This is a genomic window from Micromonospora sagamiensis (genome assembly GCF_014680085.1).
Taxonomy (GTDB): Bacteria; Actinomycetota; Actinomycetes; order Mycobacteriales; family Micromonosporaceae; genus Micromonospora; species Micromonospora inyonensis.
Genome location: NZ_AP023438.1, coordinates 4,094,277 through 4,112,162, shown reverse-complemented (window position 1 = coordinate 4,112,162; position 17,886 = coordinate 4,094,277). Strand labels below are relative to the sequence as shown.

General features: G+C 72.4%; 11 protein-coding genes. All 11 read right to left on the bottom strand.

Features of this window, described 5'->3' with window-relative positions; genetic code table 11:
- Positions 1 to 194: 194 nt before the first annotated feature.
- Positions 195 to 1,583 carry a glycoside hydrolase family 71/99 protein gene (locus tag IGA62_RS18135; protein WP_145819643.1) on the bottom strand — a complete coding sequence of 463 codons (1,389 nt, stop codon included), beginning with the start codon at positions 1,581 to 1,583 and terminating at the stop codon, positions 195 to 197.
- Positions 1,584 to 1,638: 55 nt separating this feature from the next.
- The gene (locus IGA62_RS18130) at positions 1,639 to 2,532 is read right to left on the bottom strand and encodes a sulfotransferase domain-containing protein (protein ID WP_145819644.1); all 894 of its coding nucleotides are present in this window, start codon (positions 2,530 to 2,532) and stop codon (positions 1,639 to 1,641) included.
- Complete coding sequence (locus tag IGA62_RS18125; RefSeq protein ID WP_145819645.1) at positions 2,529 to 4,118, bottom strand: lipopolysaccharide biosynthesis protein; 1,590 nt, start codon at positions 4,116 to 4,118, stop codon at positions 2,529 to 2,531. The genes IGA62_RS18130 and IGA62_RS18125 overlap by 4 nt, the downstream gene beginning before the upstream one ends.
- Positions 4,111 to 5,049, bottom strand: coding sequence for a glycosyltransferase family 2 protein (locus tag IGA62_RS18120; RefSeq protein WP_232624684.1), 939 nt, complete (start codon positions 5,047 to 5,049; stop codon positions 4,111 to 4,113). Before IGA62_RS18120 ends, IGA62_RS18125 begins: the two co-directional genes overlap by 8 nt.
- Positions 5,042 to 6,886, bottom strand: a complete 1,845-nt coding sequence (locus IGA62_RS18115; RefSeq protein ID WP_145819647.1) for a hypothetical protein — start codon at positions 6,884 to 6,886, stop codon at positions 5,042 to 5,044. The genes IGA62_RS18120 and IGA62_RS18115 overlap by 8 nt, the downstream gene beginning before the upstream one ends.
- A gap of 230 nt (positions 6,887 to 7,116) precedes the next feature.
- Positions 7,117 to 9,093 carry a delta-60 repeat domain-containing protein gene (locus IGA62_RS18110; protein ID WP_232624683.1) on the bottom strand — a complete coding sequence of 659 codons (1,977 nt, stop codon included), beginning with the start codon at positions 9,091 to 9,093 and terminating at the stop codon, positions 7,117 to 7,119.
- A gap of 116 nt (positions 9,094 to 9,209) precedes the next feature.
- A complete protein-coding gene (locus IGA62_RS18105) occupies positions 9,210 to 10,154 on the bottom strand; it encodes a glycosyltransferase (protein WP_145819648.1) in 945 nt (314 codons plus the stop codon).
- 385 nt (positions 10,155 to 10,539) lie between these two features.
- Complete coding sequence (locus IGA62_RS18100; RefSeq protein ID WP_145819649.1) at positions 10,540 to 11,784, bottom strand: hypothetical protein; 1,245 nt, start codon at positions 11,782 to 11,784, stop codon at positions 10,540 to 10,542.
- Positions 11,785 to 12,021: 237 nt separating this feature from the next.
- The gene (locus IGA62_RS18095) at positions 12,022 to 13,431 is read right to left on the bottom strand and encodes a glycoside hydrolase family 16 protein (RefSeq protein WP_145819650.1); all 1,410 of its coding nucleotides are present in this window, start codon (positions 13,429 to 13,431) and stop codon (positions 12,022 to 12,024) included.
- 332 nt (positions 13,432 to 13,763) lie between these two features.
- Positions 13,764 to 17,405, bottom strand: coding sequence for a caspase, EACC1-associated type (locus tag IGA62_RS18090; RefSeq protein WP_145819651.1), 3,642 nt, complete (start codon positions 17,403 to 17,405; stop codon positions 13,764 to 13,766).
- Positions 17,405 to 17,785 (bottom strand): hypothetical protein, encoded by a 381-nt coding sequence (locus tag IGA62_RS18085; RefSeq protein ID WP_145819653.1) that lies wholly within the window; start codon positions 17,783 to 17,785, stop codon positions 17,405 to 17,407. The genes IGA62_RS18090 and IGA62_RS18085 overlap by 1 nt, the downstream gene beginning before the upstream one ends.
- Between the last annotated feature and the right edge of the window lie 101 nt (positions 17,786 to 17,886).

Here is a 17,886-nt window from a genome sequence, read left to right as displayed (position 1 = left end):
GTTAAACAATTAACCACAACGGCGCAACGACATCGACGACAGAAATTCCAAACCCGAATCATATTCGGGCGCGTGACGGCCTCGCGGGCGGCCGTGGCCCGCTTGGATAATCCATCGAGGGCCACCCGGAAACGCCGGGAGCCATCGATCGCGGCGATCCGTTCGACGACTCGGCCGACGCATTCCGCAGCGCATCAACGCCCCGACGAAGCGGAGGGCGGCGCAGCGGAGAGCGGCGCAGTGGGGGCCGGCGCACCCGGGGGCGGCACGTCCCGCAGGTCCGCAACGGGTTCGGAGAGCCCGTCGCCGCTCCAGTCGCACCAGGTCCCCGACGGCACCGGGTTGCGGCAGCCGGAGGACGCCTCGATCGAGGTGCCCTCGCCCCACTCGTTCCACGTGGTGATCAACTGCCAGCGCGCGCCCGAGGCGTTCATCCGGGTCAGGCCGGACCGCCAGCGGTCCCGGTTGCGGGCGAGGAAGGGCGCCTGCCCGTACGCCAGGCCGGCCTTCCAGAAGCCGGGCGAGACGGTGTACGAGCCCTCGCCGGGGGCGGCGCTGAAGTCGCTCTCCGCGCGGTCCGGACCGTACTGGTGCCACCCGTCGACGCGCGGGGTGCCGGCGCAGGTCCGGAAGCCGGGGAAGACCTTGAGGTTGACGTGGACGGTCTCGCCGTAGCGGCGGGCGAGCAGGTCACGGGCGGTGTTCCAGCGGTCCACCGTGGCGCAGCCCAGCTCGGTGGTCAGGTCGTTGGCGTTGTAGACGAAGACCACCATCCCCTTGCCGGGCAGGACGGCCAGCGGGGAACGCGCCCCGCCGTAGGTGGCCCGCAGGTAGTGCAGGTCCTCGGCGATCCGTTCGGCGTCCGGCTGGGAGGTGCTCTCCGGTTCGTAGTAGGGGGCCCAGGAGAAGCCGGTGTTGCGGGCCCCGGCCATCATCGCCGGCCAGTGTCGGTCGGTGGTGCTGCCCCGGCCGAACCAGGAGGCGATGCCCAGGGTGATCCAGCCCTCGCGCATCTCGGCGACCTGGGACCGGACGGTCGCCTCGTCCACCTGGTAGAGGCCACGGGTGGGCCGGTAGTTGGTGAACGGGTCCAGCCCCTGCTGCCGCCACGCCTCCGGGAACCACGGGTAGTAGAAGGCGGCCCGGACGACCGCTGCGGCGCGGACGACCAGCCGCACCTCCACCTGACGGGTCACCGACGCGCCCACGCCCTCGACGGTGAGGACGAAGGTGCCGGGACGCGTGGAGATCGAGGTGTGCAGGGCCAGACGGGTCGACTCACCGGCCGCGACGGTGGCCGGGGTGAACACGGCGCCGACCCCGGCGGGCAGGTCGGTGACCCGGAGGGTGACCGGCTGCGATCCGCCCGAGACGACGGTGGTGGCGATGGTGAAGCGGGCCGGGTATCCCGCGGTCACCGTCACCGACGCGGGCGCGGCGGTGAGCGCGAAGTCGTCCACCGCGACCCCGGGGTGCACGGACCGGCCGACCACGGCCGGTGCCGAGCGCGCCGACGAGGGCGCGACGACGGGAACCACCATGGTCAGCAGGACGGTGACCACCACAACCAAACGACGAGCCATTCGCCCAACCTAGAGGGCTTATGTCCGTTTTATTGGCAGTGACACGCTCACCTACTCACGGGCGCGACCAGTCGAATCCCATGCCCAGCCGCTCGGCCAACGCGTCGTTGTACGGGGCGAAGTACGTGCTCAGCTCCGCCCGGACCGCCGGGTCCATCGCGCTGCTGCGCCGGTCGTTGAACACCTCGAACCGGGCGAGCTGGTGCGGCGGCAGGCCGAGGAAGTCCAGCACCCGGGCGTACGTGGCGGCCGGCTCCCGGTAGAGCGTCTCGCTGGGCAGGAAGAGCATCTGCTCCCGGTCGAAGCGGTCCAGCCAGGGTTCGAGGTGTTCCAGGTAACGGCCCCGGGCCCGGTAGGTGTACCAGTCGTACGCCTCGCTGAAGTACGTCGGCTCCGCGACCAGCCGCTCCCGCTCACCGGCCGTCCGCTCCTCCTCCCGTGCCAGCGCCTCGGCGAACTCCAGCGGCTCCTTCCCCTCGGTACGCCGCTCCTTCCAGTGCGAGTACGCCCGCTCCACCGGATCGCGGAGCAGGAAGATCAGCCGTACCTCGGGGAGCAGGTCGGCGACCCGCTGCGGGGCGAGCGGGTGGAACATGTACAGCGGCGCGGCCTCCCCCACCCGGGTCGGCCCACCGTGCTTGCGTTCCAGCGCGCGGCGCTGCCGCTGGGTCGGGAAGTGCGAGCGGTACCACGCCTCGCCCCGGCCCCAGTTCTCCTCGAAGTAGTGCGAGGTCTTGGTGTTCCACGCGGGGAAGAGCCGGGGCACCAGGGGGTGCTCCAGCAGGTACCGCCAGAGCGAGGTGGTCCCGCCCCGCTTCGTTCCGGCGATCAGGAAGTCCGGCAGCGGACGCTGGTCGCTCGTCCACTCGCCGTAGCGCACCAGTGAGCCGCGTACCCGCGCCCGCACCCCCGTGGGCAGCACGCTCTTGGCCCGGTCCCGGATCGTCATCGCATCCCTCTCGTTCCGCCGGAGCCGGCCACCGCCGCCCGGTCGGGTGAACCCTCGTCCTGCCGGTCCCGGGGCGTCGGCCGCAGGGTCGCCGCCGCGGCCCGGACCACCCGGCGGACCCGGCGGTCGAGCAGCAGCAGGGCGCAGCCGACCAGCAGCAGCGCCACGGTCAGGGCCAGCCCCGCGACGCCCCGGCCGGCCACCGTCGCGCCGAGGGTGGCGAGCACCAGCGTGCCCGCGCCGGCCAGCGCCCCGGCCTTCAGCAGCGCACCGGTGAGCAGCGGCTGGCCGATCGCGATCCGGGCGGCGCGGGCCGCGAGCAGGTTCTCCACCACGATCCCGACCGTCCAGGCGACCGCCGCCCCCAGCACGCCGTGCCGGGGCACCAGGACCACGGCGAGACCGACGTTGAGCACCAGGCCGGTCGAGGCGGCCATCAGGTGCTTGCCGCTGTTGCCGCTCATCAGGAGCATGGTCTGCACGATCCCGACCCCGGAGTTGACCATCATCGCGCCGGCCAGCACGGTCATCGCGGTCGCGCCCGCACCGAACTCCGGCCCGAACAGGCTCAGGAAGCCCGGGGCGAAGAAGCCGAGGATGAGGTACGCCGGCCAGGAGAGCACAATGATCATCATGGTGGTCCGGCGGTAGACCTCGGCGGCCTCGACCGTCCGGTCCTGCCCCAGCAACCGGGACAGCTGCGGCGCGACCGCCACCCGCAGCCCCTGCATGACCAGCAGTCCGGCGAGCACGTACCGGCCGACCCCGCCGAGCACACCGGCGTCCGCCTGCCCGGCCAGCGCCGTGGTGAGCAGCACGCTGAGCCAGAGACTGCTCGCGTCGATGGTCGCCGACGCGGCGCGGGGCAGCGCGAAGCCCCAGAAGGTCCGCCAGTCGGCCCGCTCCGGCCACAGCACGGCACCCGAGGTCAGCCCGAGCGGACCGAGCAGCATCGCCGCGCAGGCCAGCACCGCCAGGGCGGCCGGGAACAGCCAGCCGCCGAAGGCAAGCACCACCCCGGCACCGCCGACCACCGCCGCCGCCACGAGCAACGGCCGGGCCAACGGCACCAGCACGTACTGGACGGCCACCACGGCGGTCACCGGACGCACCGCGCGCACCGCCGCGACCAGGACGGTCATCGCCACGGTCAACGGCAGGGTGGCGAACGCCAGCCGCAGCAGCGCCGGCCCGTCGCCACCGGGGCGGTCGAACAGGACCGGGGCGAGCGGTCCGGCCAGGGCCACCCCGGCCACGGCCACCACGGTCGACCCGAGCAGGGTGGGCACCAGCGCCACCGGGAGCAGCCGGGCGGCGTCCCCCCGGGGGCCCAGCCGTCGTCGGGGCAGCGACCAGACCAGGGCGGTGTCCGCGCCCGCGCAGCAGAGCACGCCGACGATCGTGACGACGCCGATCGCGGTGAAGATCGCCCCGGAACCGGTGGGGCCGAACCCCCGCACGATCACCAGGGTCAGCACGAAGCCGAGCAGCCCGTTGACGGCCGCTCCGGCCAGCCCGACCGCCCCGTTACGGGTGCCGCGCCGGACCTCTCCCCCGGCGGCGGCCCGGTCGGGTCGGTCAGACACCCCGCCCCCGCCGCTGCGCCAGGCTCAGCACCCGCTCCCCGGAGACCAGGCCCAGCGCCACCGGCAGGGTCACCAGGACCCGCTTCTCGGTCGGGTTGAGCCGAACCACCCGGACCAGCTCCCGCAGCGCCTCGCCCCGGCGGTGCCCGGAGGCCAGCGCGAAGGCGATCTGGCCGTGGATGCGGGCCAGGCCGGTCCGGCTACGGGCCAGCTCGGGGTGCTTGGCGAGCAGGTAACGGGACGCCTCGACGATGACCGCCCAGCGCCCGAAGAAGAACGACCCGCCGTGCCAGTCGACCACCACCAGCACCTCGGGGGCGATCACCACCGGCCCGTGCGCGGCGACCCGGAGCAGCCACTCGTAGTCCTCGCCGTACCCGCCGGGGATCTCCTCGTCCACCGGGCCGATCGCGTCCCAGGTCGACCGCCGGACCAGCATCGTGCTGGAGTGCACCTCCATCACCCGGTCGGCGAGGAAGTCGTCCAGGATGACCTCGTCCCGGTCGAGACGGCGTTCCTTGGCGATGCCGGGGCCCTGCAACCGGATGCCGCAGCTCGCCGCCGCCGCGTCCGGCCGCCGCCGTAGCAGCTCCACCTGCCGGCTCAGCCGGGCGGGGAGCCAGAGGTCGTCGTCGTCGCAGAACGCGATCAGCTCGCCGGTGGCCACGTCCGCGCCGGTGTTGCGCCCACCGGGCAGCCCTTGCCGGTGGGTGTTGTTCACGTAGCTCAGCGTCCGCCCGCGCTCCGGCACCCGGACGTCCAGCGGCCGGATGTCGCAGTGGTCGTAGACCACCACGCACTCGATCTCGCCCGGGTAGTCCTGGTCCAGCACGGCCTGGACGGCCCGCTCCAGCAGGCCGGGGCGGTCCCGGGTGGCGATCACCGCGGTCACCCGCGGGTGCGTCTGGTCGGTCGGTGCCGGGTCAGTCACGTCCATCCCTCGTCAACACGAAGCCGACCGGGTTCACCCCGGCGGCACGGAGCCGCTCGACCACTCGGCCCAGGTGGGCCGTGCGGGTCCGGTCCCGGGCGGTCACCAGCACCGCGAAGCCGGCGCGGGCGATCCGCACGCCACGGTCGTCGCGGGTGGCGGCCGGGGCGTCGAGCAGCACCAGCCCCTTGTCGTCGCCGGAGTCGAGATCACGGATGAGCCGGACGACACCGGTGCCGATGCGGACCGTCCGGTCGTCGGTGGCGCCCGGACCGGTCGGCGTGCCCGGGGTGGCCGACGTGGCCGGGACGCTGGCCGCGGCGGTCGCCGCCGCCGGGGCCGGCTTCGGTGGCTCGTTCGCGGTGCCGGAGCGGTACACACCGCCGTTCTTGGCGTCCGGTCCCGGGCTGGGCCGGGGCTTGCGCACCGGGGTGATCAGCACCGTGTCGTCGGAGCTGCCCGCCGGCGGGACGCCACCCGCCGGCCGGGACGAACGCACCGGCGTGATCTGCACGGTGTCGTCGGGGCCGCTCGTCGCGCCGGAACCGCCGGCCGGGCCGGACGCACGCACCGCCGAGATCTGCACGGTGTCGTCCATCGACCGGGACGGGCTGATGCCCTCGGCGACGCGCGGCTTCGGGATGAGTTCGACGGCCGCCTTCGCCACCGGCGTGGCCGGGGGGTTGGTGAGCTGGGGCCGGGTGGCCGCGACCGCCGGTGGGACGCGCCGCTGGGCGGCGAGCAGGACCGGCCGGATCTGCTCCAGGCTCTCCGGGGAGCTGCCCAGCCGCACCTCGTGCCCGGCCTCGGCCAGGGCGGCGGCCAGCCCCGCGCTCACCTGGGCCCGGCCCTCGTCCTCGTCGCTGGAGAGCACCACCAGCGGGACCGGGGTCGGCCGCTCGACCCACCGGTTCAGCGCCAGGGCGAGGTACCGCATGTCGGACGTGGCGGCGTCGCCCTTGCCCCGGTGCACCGTGCCGAGCAGCGGCGCACCGATGATCTCGGAAGCCTCGTTGGCCGAGCGCACCCGACGGTCGATCGCCTCCCGGACGAAGGCCAGCAGCGTGCCGAGCAGCGCCCCGCCGAGCAGCCCGGCGAGGACGTAGATCGGGGCCGAGTCCCGGTTCGAGGGGACCGGCGCGCGGGCGGCGCTGGTGACCGAGCCGGGGCTCAGGTCCGCGGATGCGATTTTGGAACGCTGCTCGGCGAGCTGCGCCAACTGGTCGTTGAGGGCCCGGATCTGGTCGAGCAGCGCGCTGGTCCGGGGGGAGGCGTTGGTGGACCCCTCCGCCGGCAGGGCCCGCTGGGTGGTGGTCCGCTGCGTGGTCACCAGCGCGATCGTGTCGTCGTACGACTTGAGCACGGCGGCGCGCTGGTCCTCGTACATCCCCTTGCGGTGGCTGAGGTACGTCTCGGCCGCCCCGTTCGCCCCCGCGACCGCCTCCCGCTCGCTCTCCCCCGCGTAGCTGAACCGCAGGAGCTGACCGCCGACCGGCGTCTCCACCTTCAGCGCGTTGGCCACGCCCTCGACGTCCCGACCGGTGATCTGGGCCACCCGGTCGATGACATCGTTGCTGGTCGCGATGCCGGTCTCGGCGGTCATGTTGACCGCCCGGTCGGCGCCCCCGGCGGGCAGCGAGAACGGGTCGGTCACCACCGGCCGGACCACGACCACGGTCGTCGCGGTGTAGACGGCCGGAACGAAGACGAGGTAGGCGACGACGAGGAGCAGCAGCAGGCCCATCGCGGCGAGCACGGTGCGCCAGCGGCGCAGGGGGATCCGCGCGAGATCTGCCAGCCCGACAGGGCGTGGTCGGGCGACGTCGGTCGCGTCCATCAAACAGGTCCTCTGGGGTGCGGCGGGGGCGTACGGAGCCGGTGGTCGACCCGCACTCGCGGACGGTCGTTCCTCCCATTGTCGTCGACGGTCCGGCCCGGGTCCGCCCCCCGGTCAGCCGGAAGTCGGTCGGATCTCCTACCGACGCCCGGACGGCCACCCCCGCGAGGGGTGGCCGGCCGGGTGCCGTCGGTCGTCCCGCCGGTGCGCCACCGGCGCACCGGACGTGGTCAGGAGGTGGCGTAGAACAGCGTCGGGCTGTCCCAGTCCGTGTCACGGGTGCCCGTGGCGAGCTGGACCGCGGCGGCCCCGTCCACGGCCGCCCCGTCGAAGGGGACCGCCCACAGGTTGCCGGGGCCGAGCAGAGAGTAGGTGCCGTAGACGATCCGGCCCCCCACCCAGGTCATCCCCCGCACCGAACCCCAGCTGACGCCCTGGCTCGGGACGGTGAACTCGGAGGCGCCGATGGTGTAGCCGTCCGGCTCCAGGTAGCGGTAGTACAGCGTGTTCTGCCCGGCCTTGGTGTAGTACATCCGCCCGTTCAGGTAGAACGCCCCGCTCATGGTGGCCGTGTTGTACCAGTCGTTGTAGCCGCTGCCGAGCCAGGACGCGCCCACCGTGCCACCGGTGAACGTCGAGATGTGCAGGGAGCTGGTGGTCGCCAGGCCGCCGTCGGCCTTCGACCAGTAGAGCTTGTTGTGCACGGCGAACGCCGCGCCCGCACCGGTCAGGTTCGGCTGGCTGACCACGCTCGGCGTGCCGAGGGTCGCCGCCCCGTCGAAGGGCACCCGGGTGAGCTGGCCGTCCCGACCGCCGATGTAGAGGTAGCCGGGGGTGGTCTGCGGCGCGTTGACCGCCGGGACGACGCGACCGCCGGCCAGCGGGAAGAGGGCCATCCGGCCGTGGTACTCGCCGCCGGTGCCGTCGTTGTCGAAGCCGGCGTGGATGCCGGCGCTGCCCCGCCACAGCTCCCAGACGATCGGGCCCCAGTTGGTGGTGCCCGCCGGTGCGCCGGTGCGCTGCGGGTTCCAGGCCAGCGGCATGCCGTTGATCGGGTCGAGCGCGCCGTAGCCGTACCGGTCGATCGCACCCGGACCGGCCGAGTCGTTGCCGTTGGTGTTGTTCAGCCAGCGGAAGTGCCCGGCGACGTAGACCACGTTGTCGGCCACCTCGACCGAGGTCACCGAGTCGTGGCCGGTGTGGTTGACCCAGGTGCCGTCGATCGCGCTGCCCCGGGTGCCGGTCTCGAACCGGGCGATCGTGTCGCAGTACGCCCCGCTCGCCCGGCCGCCGTCCGCCACGATCACGAAGTAGCTGCCGTCGTCGGCGAAGTCGACGTCCCGGGCGTAGAACGGGAAGCTCGCGCTGGAGCAGGGGTGCACGTAGCGCTGGGTGCTCCAGTCGGCGACCGACGGGGTGCCGTCCAGCTCGACCATCACCACCTGGTTCCGGGACTGCCCGTTCACCACGGTGAAGTTGCCGACCGCGACCAGGGTGCCGTTGTCCGGCGACACGTCCAGCCCCCAGACCAGCTCGGTGCTGGTGCGGGCCACCGACGCGTCGATCTGGAAGGTCGGGTCGATCGCACCGGTCGTGGCGTTGAGCCGGGCCAGCAGCGAGTGCGAGGTGCCGTTGACCCAGTGGAAGGCACCGGCGATGTACAGGTGGTTGCCCCGCACGATGGTGCGCCGCACCTGGCCGCCGTCACTGCGGCCGACCCAGGTGCCCACCGTGGCGCCGGTGACCGGGTCCAGGGCGACCAGGTTCTTCCGGGACACCCCGTTGACGGTCTTGAAGTTCCCGCCGACGATCAGCTTGCCGTCCGGGTTGACCGCGAGCGCGTGCACCGCGCCGTCCAGCACCGGCGCGAACGAGGTCTTCAGCGCGCCGGTCGCCCGGTCGTACGCGAAGAGGTAGTTGCGCGCCGTCCAGGTCGCCGCACCGGGGCTCTTGACCGAGGTGAAGCTGCCGCCCGCGTAGATCGTGTCGCCGATCTCGGCGAACGCCTTGACGTCGCCGTTCTGCGCGTGCGGGGTGGTGTCGGCCGGGTTCGCCGAGGTGAGGGTGCTGACCACCGGCGTGAGGCCGGTGGCCGCGCCGGGGGTCGCCACCAGGAGCGTGGCGACCAGTGCCGGCGCGGAGAGCGCGGCGAGCCAGCGGACCGCGACCGAACTGCGGCCCGGTCGGGTTGACGTTCTGAGTGACACTGGGCGGCCCCCAAGGATGAAGTGATACAGGCGTAGCTTGCTGCGCCGGTGACCGGCGCGCATCACCCGACTGGTCCGTACGTGCCGTAATCCGGCCGTCGCGGACCGTTCGGGCATCAGGTCGGGTTCGTCCATCGGAACGGCTCCACCTCCTTCCGGGCGGAGACCGTCCACCGGGTCGCCAGGAGAAGGTCCGCCTCGCTGACCTGGTCCGCCTCGCGGGCCAGGACGAGACCCCGGCGGTCAAGTTCCCGGGCCATCTCGACCTGGTGGTCGTCGACGTGTTCGCCGTGGCGTCGGCGGCGGGGCACGTAGATGGCGCGCTGGCCGGCCCGCAACGCGGTCAGCGCGGAGCCGACCCCGGCGTGGGTGACCACCACGTCCGCCTCCCGCATCGCCTGCTGCATCTCGGCGAAGGGCACCTGCGGGCGGGCGTCGGCGGGCATCCGGGGAATCCGCGTCGACCCGACCTGCCACAGCACCTCGGCCGACGCGGGGATGATCCGCGTCAGCCGCTCCAGCAGCCGGGGAAACCCGTACTTCTGGGTGCCGAGGGTGACGACGACCCGGGAGACCTGCCGACTGGCGGCCGACTCCCGGGCGACGTAGGCGTCGAAGATGGAGCCGCCGTAGCGCCAGCGACCGTCGGCCCACGAGGGGTACTGGGTGTACAGACCGGTCCCCGGCATCCGGGCGACCATCCGGCCGGTGAGCGACGGTCCCGTCGTTCGGGTGGCGCTCTCGATGTAGTGGCAGGCCACTCCGGACCGTACCGCCGGGAGGAAGAACGAGGCCGCGACGCTGGCACCCGTGCTGACCACCCGGCTGAACCGGCCACCGCGCAGCACCCGCCGGGCCGCCACCAGGTCGCGTACCGCGCCGACCAGGTCCCGGCTGGTGGCCGGGGGCACGTGGATGACCTCCGCCCCGTCGAGCAACGAGCGGCTCTGCGGGGAGTCGAAGGTCACCCAGACGCAGTCGTCCTGCACGCCGAGCCGGGGCACGAGGTCGTGCAGCTCGGCGAGGTGCCCACCGGTGGAGGCGACGAGGAGCGTGGTCACGGACATCCACCCCGGCCGGTCACCGCCGGCCCGACCGGCAGCACCGGTACGGGCACCGCGCGGACGGTACGGAGGTGGGTCAACGCCACGGGGCGTCCTTCCTGGACGGTACGGACGGTCGGTCGGCCCGGCAGGACGTGGAGCGACGACCCGGCCACCGGACGCACCCACCCGGCGTCCGGCTGGCGGATCCGCGTATCGTGCCCGGCCGGCGGCCGGCATGCTCCGGTCCCGTCCGCGCCCCGGATGTCCCGACGATTCGGGCACCACGTCTCGGCACGGCGAACCACGACCAAGCGGTGAAACAGTAGAGGAATACTCGCGATCCCGGTAGGGACGGGCAGCCGATTGCTCGCATCGTGGAGGTTCGGCCCGGCGTACCGCCCTATCCCAGTCGCACGGCCAACAGCTCCAGAAGAGCCGGATGCAGCTTCGGACTCCAGCCCCCACCGCCCGCGGCGAGTTCGGCCGTCCGCAGCCAGAGCTCGATGAGATAAGCGTCACCCACCAGTCGGCGGCGGTCGGCGTCCAGCCCGAGGGCCGCTCCGTGCCGGTCGAGCAGGGCCCGCATCTGCTCGGCCGCCTCCGCGGCGGGCCGTCCACCCAGCGACAACGCGGTCTGGAAGCCCTGGTGGGCGAGATCGAAACCGACCGGCCGGTCGGTGCCGCCGTTCTCCCAGTCCCAGGCGATCAGGCGGCCCCGGTGGGTGCCGAGGTTCCACGGCACCCAGTCGCCGTGCCAGTCGCCGAACTCCAGGGCCACCTCGCCGTCCCGGGCCGCCAGCGCGGCCACGGCGTCCCGGACCGGACCACCCGCGACCTCCGCCCGGGCGGTCAGGTCGGCCAGGAACGGTGAGCCGCGCAGCGGACGGGCCGGGCGGGGCGCGCCACCGCGCCGGGCCACCGCCAGCATCGCGGCGATCCGGGGCTCCTCCGGACGGCGCAGGCCACGCACGCCGGCGGGCATCGGTTCGACCACGGTCACCGCGAGGTCGCCCCAGCCCACCTCGCCCAGCAGCCGGGGCGCGTCGGGCAGGTCACCGCCGTCACGCGGCAGGCCGCGCAGGGCCGCCGCCTCGGCCCGGACCATCGCCCGGGTCGCGTCGTTCCAGCCGATCTTCGCGTACCCCCGGGGGCGGCCCCGGTCGTCGAAGAGCTGGAGGGTCGGCTTGTGGTGCGGATCGGGCGGCCGGATGCCGATGGCGGCGTGCAACCGGCCGCCGAGCACCGAGGCCAGGTGCTCGACCAGGAGCACCTCGGCCGGGTCCACCGTGGACGGCACGGAGACCGTCAGCACCGGCATGCCCGCCGCCCCGGTGGCCCCCACCCCGGCGAGCAGGCCGACCGCCAGCCGGTTGAGCCGCACCCGGGGCGGCCGGAGGGCGTTGTACGCCCAGGTCGAGGCCGCCCCGACCCGCCGCGAGGCGAGCGGCAGGAGGAAGCGGGCGCGCTCCACCGACGGCACCACCGCGTACCGCACGGTCACCGCCCCGGCCGCGTCCTTCCGGGTGGCGACGGGCTGCTCCCGCGAGACCGACAACCGCAGCCGGGGATCCGGGAAGACCGCCCGGGTCACCCAGCCGATGCCGTCCTGCCGCTCCCTGGGGTCGCCGTCCCGCCGCTCCGCCATGACCGTGCCGCCCCCTGTCCGCGCCCGCACCCGGACGCCCGCGCGAACACGATAGGTGACGCCCGACGCAACGCGCACCGGGCGTCCACCCGCATCGCGGCCTGGGTCGGGTGGTAGCAGGGGGCTGGGGTTGGGTGGTAGCAGGGGCCCCCTGTTACCGCTTTTTGATGAGGAAGGGCCCCCTGCAACCACCTGGGAAGGGCACGCCGAGCCGACTGCTCCGGAAGGAGGGTGTGGCTAGCGCTGCCAGACGCGGATGTAGTCGACCCGGAAGTCGGCCGGGAACACCGTGCCCCCGTCCGGGTCGCCGAGCCAGCCACCGACCTGGAAGTTCAGCCGCAGGTTGTACGGCTTGTGGAACACCTCGTCGAACCAGGGCGTGGTGGCGCGGTTGCGCTCGTACACCTTGCGTCCGTCGATGTACCAGCGGATCGCGTCCGGCTCCCACTCGGTGGTGTACGTGTGGAACCCGTCGCCGGGGTACCCGCCGTCCGGGAACGTCCACCGCTGGTCCTGCTTGACCGGGGTGTAGTCGTAGAAGATGGCCTGCGTGGCGGCCCGGTAGTACTGGTTGCCGCCGGGCAGCTCGACCACGTCGATCTCGCCCCGGCCGCCGTCCTCCGGGCGCAGCCAGAACGCCGGCCAGAGCCCACGCGAGTCGTACGGGCCGTTCGGCGACTCGGCCCGCATCTCGAACCGGCCGTACGTCCACGAGTGGCGGCCGATGGTGTCCAGGTAGCTCTGGGTGTACTGCCGGGTCTGCGAGCTGCACTGGGCGGTCTGACGCAACGCCCGCAGGGTCAGCACGCCGCCGGAGACGAAGGTGTTCTCCGGGCTGTCGACGTTGCAGCCCTTGTCGACGTCCCGTGCCTCACCGGTACGCAGGTTCCACTTGGCGCGGTTCACCGCGTCGCCGTTGAACTCGTCGTTCCAGACCATCCGCCAGCCGGGCACCTGGCCGGGCGGAGCCGGCGTCGGGCTCGCCGGAGAGCGGCTCACGCTGACCGACGGGCTGGGCTTCACCGTGGTCGGGGCCGGGGTCGGCTCGGCCGTCGTCCGGCTCGGGGACGGTTTCGGCGCGGTCGTCGTCCGGGACGGGGACGGGGCGGGCCGTCCTCCGTCGCGGTAGGTCAGCACGAGCTGGGGACGCAGCTCGGTACGGGAGTTGTCCTGGGAGGCCCAGTAGATCCGGGTGTGGTGGGTCTGCTGGGTCAGCGCGAACGTGTAGGAACCGTTACCGGTGACCGCCTCGCTGACGTCCCACTCGTTGTGCCCCTTGCCGACCTCGCTGACGCCGTCCAGGGCGGGCCCCAGGGACGGCCGCTCGGTCCAGCCACCGGCGAAGTCCGCCGGGCCGCCCGCGAAGTGGGCGAAGACCTGGGCGGTGAACGGCTGCCACGCGTGCACCCGCAGGGTGGCGCGGATGTCCCAGGCTCCGGCGGGCAGCGCGGTCACGTCGAACTCCAGCAGCGCGTCCCGCCGCCCGTTCGGGTTGCGGTCGCAGAGCCGGGGGCAGCTGGCCAGCGTCGACTTGACGCTGTTGTCCCCGTCCTGGACCACCTGGGTCGCGGTGGTGTCCGCGACCGGACCCAGCGTGACCGAGGTGTCGTCGTCGGCGAAGAGCGGCAGCACGGAAACGGCCAACATCACCGTCGTACCCGCAGCCACCAGCGCGATCGCTGAACCTCGTCGTAGCATCAAGCTCCCCCGGGACAGGTCGGACTCCGGTCTGGTGAACACAAACGGTAACGACAGCCTGACCGTACGGCCGCAACTTCACGAGCACCGAACCGCAACTTAAGCGTCCGCTAAGGACGACACCATCCCTTGACGGTACGGGATCTCCGCCCCGGACGGGCCGGGCCGGTACGCGAGGCCACGACCCGCAGGTCACGGCTGTTCCGCTCGGCATCGGGTCACCCCGGTGCGGTGGTACGCCACGAGCCGCACCGCCACCCGCCAGTTCAGTCAGCCGCAGATCACCTCTGTTCCCTCGTCTCCGATGGCCCGGAGGACTGCGCCGTGAACCGACCAACCTGCTCCTGCTCTGCCCGGCGCAGGTCTTCGGTCAACTCTGCCGCCACCTGCTCCGGCTCGGCCAGACAACGCCAGGCCGGTACCCGACGAGCGGGCATGGGGCCGCCAGTGATGCCCAGACGCGCGAGCACCTTACGCAGGCCCCGACCGTCGGCGTCTCCCGCGGGATCGTCGACGACGACGGCCAGCTCGACCTCCGCGAGGCGCACCACGAGGTCGACCGTCCACCCGGCGACGGAGACGTCACGCCGTACCGCAAGGCCGGCGCCTCGAAGGGCACGGTGCAACCGATCGGCTGGCATTCTCGTGGCATCCAGGGCAGCCCCGGCGACATCAGGGCCGACCGCCAGAGCCTTGAGCAGCCCACGTTGTGTCGACCACCACGAACGGTCACCGACCACGACGAGCTGGGACCGGGCCCGGGTGATGGCGACGTTCCACAGGTTGGTCTGGTGTACGAGCCAGCCTCGGGTGTGGTCCGGAATCCCGTGCGCCCCGACCGGGGACACGACCATGATGTCCCGCTCGCTGCCCTGAAACCGGTGGATGGTCGCGCAGAGCAGGTTGTCGGTCAGGCCGGCGCCACGCAGGGCCGTGGCCAGGCGACGCTGGTGCGCGGCAAGCGGCGTGACCACCCCGATCGAGGCGTCGGGGTACGTCGCCCGCAGGGCCGCCACCTCGGCGACGACCTCGTCGATCTCGACCTGGTTGCACCCGGAACCGGTCGCCCCACGGCTGAACGTGCCGGACACGTCGCGCCACCGCACTGCCGGCTCGGCCGGAGCAGCCAGCCGGGCCGGATCGGTCAGCACGGTGAGTCGCCCCTGGTAGACCTCCCGGTTCGGCACCTCGACGATGTCCGGGTGGCACCGGTAGTGCTCGTCGAGGAGATGCGTCGTGCCTGCCGCGGCGGCGAACGCGTCGTACGCGGAGTGGCCGGTGTAGGTCAGCCGACGGGTGGTCAGCCACCCGGTGCTCAGGTCGGTCCGGGCCCGCTCGGTGACGTCGTCAGCCTCGGGCAGGTCCACGACCGGCGCGAGCTGACGTGGATCACCGATGATCAGCGCACGCTTGGCGCGGTAGAGCATGGGCAGGATCGCGGGAATGGTGCACTGCGCCGCCTCGTCGATCACCACCAGGTCGTACATCGCGGGGCTGGGGCGTAGCCGCCGGGCGGACAGTGCGGTCACCGCCCAGCCCGGCAGCACCCGCAGCAGTTCGGGGAAGAAGGACCAGCTCTTCGACTGCTGTTTGGCCATCTCGTCGGCCCGATCCTGAAGGAGACGTGCTCCCGCGGCCACCCGGCGGGCGATCTGCGCCCGCAGCAGTTCGTTGCTGCGGGCCGGCCGTTCGGAGTCGATCAGAGCGACCAGCCTCCGCCAGGTGACGTCGGCATCGGGAAGCTCGCCGAGACGCTGCCGCCGTTCCCGCCAGCGCAGCTCGATCACGGCCCGCCCGGCCAGCACCTCGACGGCGTCCCGGTCGACCAGCCGGTACGACCGCAGCCGCCACCGGTACCACCACCCGAACCACCTGCTGGAGAGCGCCCGGTCGGTCAGGTGGACGAGCTGCATCAGAGCGGCGTCGTCCTCCGGCAGGTCGACCGCGCTGGCGTCCGGTTCCGAGTCACGCTCCACGGCCAGGTCGGCGAGGTCGCGTTCGAGCAGGCGCCGCTGGTCCAACTTCTCCCGAAGCTCGGCCATCTCGTCAGCCACCAGTCGCAGCTCGTGCAGTGGAGTACGGTCGTCCGGCGTCGTACGCCGCTCTGCCTGCGGATAGGCGGCGAGGATGTCGGCAAGGTGTTTGGGTTCCTGCTGCCGGTGTTCCTTGTTGCCGGTACGCAGCAACAGGCCCGGACCGACCAGCTCGGCGACCCGGCCGAGCACCGAGTCGACCGCCTGGTTGCTGGTGGAACCGATCAACACGCTCTCACCGGCAGCGGTGGCGGTCGCCAGCAGGGCGGTCACCAGTTGACTCTTGCCGGTGCCGGGCGGCCCCTGGGCGACGGTCAACGGCTGTGACATCGCCGCTTGGATGATCTCTTCCTGTGCCTCGTTCGCCGGGCCCAGCGCCACTGTCACGACCGGCTTCGGCGGGGCCTCGTCCGGACGGAGCGCCAGCACGCCCAACGCGGTCCTCTCGATGAGCTTCGGATTCTTGATCATGTCCCGAAGATCCTCGACGAGCTGCCGCTGCGGTGCTTCCGTAGCGTCGACGGCATAGAGGATGGCCGCGTTCTGCACTCCGTCCAACGGCCCCGGTCGGATGGTGCCGACGAGCACCGCCGGGTCGAGCTCGACCACCGGATTCAGTCCGAACGTCTTCATCAGCACGTCGACGGTGGCGGCAAGGGCAGCGGGATCACCTTGCACGAAGATCTGCTCGACACGTTGCCGGAGTTCGTCCGCCTCCGCCTCGGAAAGCTGGAACAGGTCGACGAGGGCTGCGCTGGGGCGGGGCGGGAAGGAGGCGTGCAGGAAGTCGTCCGCGCCGACGGTCACGTCACACATCAGTAGTGGAGCCAGCCGTGGCGGCCTCTGCCCATGGGAACGGACGGCGACGACCGGATAGCCGTACTGCAGCTCCTTGCCGTCGGCTCGGGCCCGTGCGGCGAGTCTGGCGGCCGAACCGCTGACCCGGACGGGCTTCTCCGAGGTGAAGACCGCCTCCGGCCCGGGCGGAGCCGCCACGTACGTGGTGGTCGCCCGAGAATCGATGAAGGACTGGAGCACCGTCGACCGCTGCATGCAGTTGATGTAGTAGGTCACCAGGCGACGCCACTGGTCCGCGTCGAACGGCGCCTCGTCCGCCGGGCTCGCGGTGGCGGCCACGGCCTGCTTCGCGGCGGCAACCGAACCCGGCGCCGCCACCAGTCGGATGGGCTCGGTGATCCCCTCGCTCGACTCGACCGGCTGGTGCTGACGGCGCCGGGCCATCTCCGTCGGGACGTAACGGGAGAGGTCGTTGGTGGTGATCCAGCCGTCGTCCGACGTCGCCCCGGCCGCACCGTACAGACCGGTCAGGAGCACCTCGGTGAAGACCGATGGCCGGTCCGGCCCCTGCGCCTTCGACGCCTTGGTGTGGTTGCTGGAGGTGAGGATGAACGTGCCGCGTTCCCGCTTGCTCCGCCGTGGCTCTTCGCGCACACCGCCACGGAAGCGGTTCCGGGCGGTGAACGCCCCGGAGAAGCAGCAGTCGAGGAGGACCACCTTCTGGCTGGCCTTGGTGTGGTTGAGCAGATGACGCAGGACACCATCGACGTCGAAGGCGGTCGTGTGCAACTGCCCGCACACCGTGTCGGTCGCGGCCAGGAACAGCGATTGCCTGTCGTCGTGCAGCACGCCATGGCCTGAGTAGTAGAGCAGCGCCAGATCGCTGCTGGTGCGGGCGCTGTAGAACTCCTCGACGACCTGACGCATGTGCGCGGCGGGCAGGTCCAGTGCCGGCTGCACGGAGTCGAACTCGCCGGCAGCGTCCAGCAACGCCTTGAGCTGCGCCACGTCCTGTCGCACCGATGGCAGGGGCGCAAGCGCGCGCTCGGCGTGGCAGATGGCCGTTCCGAGCAGCAGGGCGTGCCGCCCCATCAGCGACGGGTTCCCTCGATCGCCGCCTGCACGATCCTGATCATTTCGTCGGTCTGGCTGCGGGTGGGCCGGTCGATGGTCAGCTCGATGTCGCCGACCCGCAGGTGAGCCCGACGACCGGTGTGCCGTTGCAGGAAGGCCAGGACCACGTCGACCAGCGCCTGCACGTACCCAGGCTCGATGCCCGCCAGGACGGTCACCACGCCGAGCGCCAGCTCTCCGACGCCCTTGGCGTCCGGGTCGGTGACGGGTTGCTCGACGCGCTCCACCTCGCCGATCTCGCGGAGATCATCCGCCAGTTCGTCGGTCAGCTGGTCAAGGACGAACTCGTCGTCGTCGGCCACCGGCGTGAAGTCGACCTGGATCCGGACGTGAGACACCCAACCTCCTCGGTGTGCGGTGCTGGCAAGGCTACGGAGGCCGCACGATGCGCGCCTCCGCCTGTCAGCTATCCGATCTTCGTCCAATATGGACCAGCAGG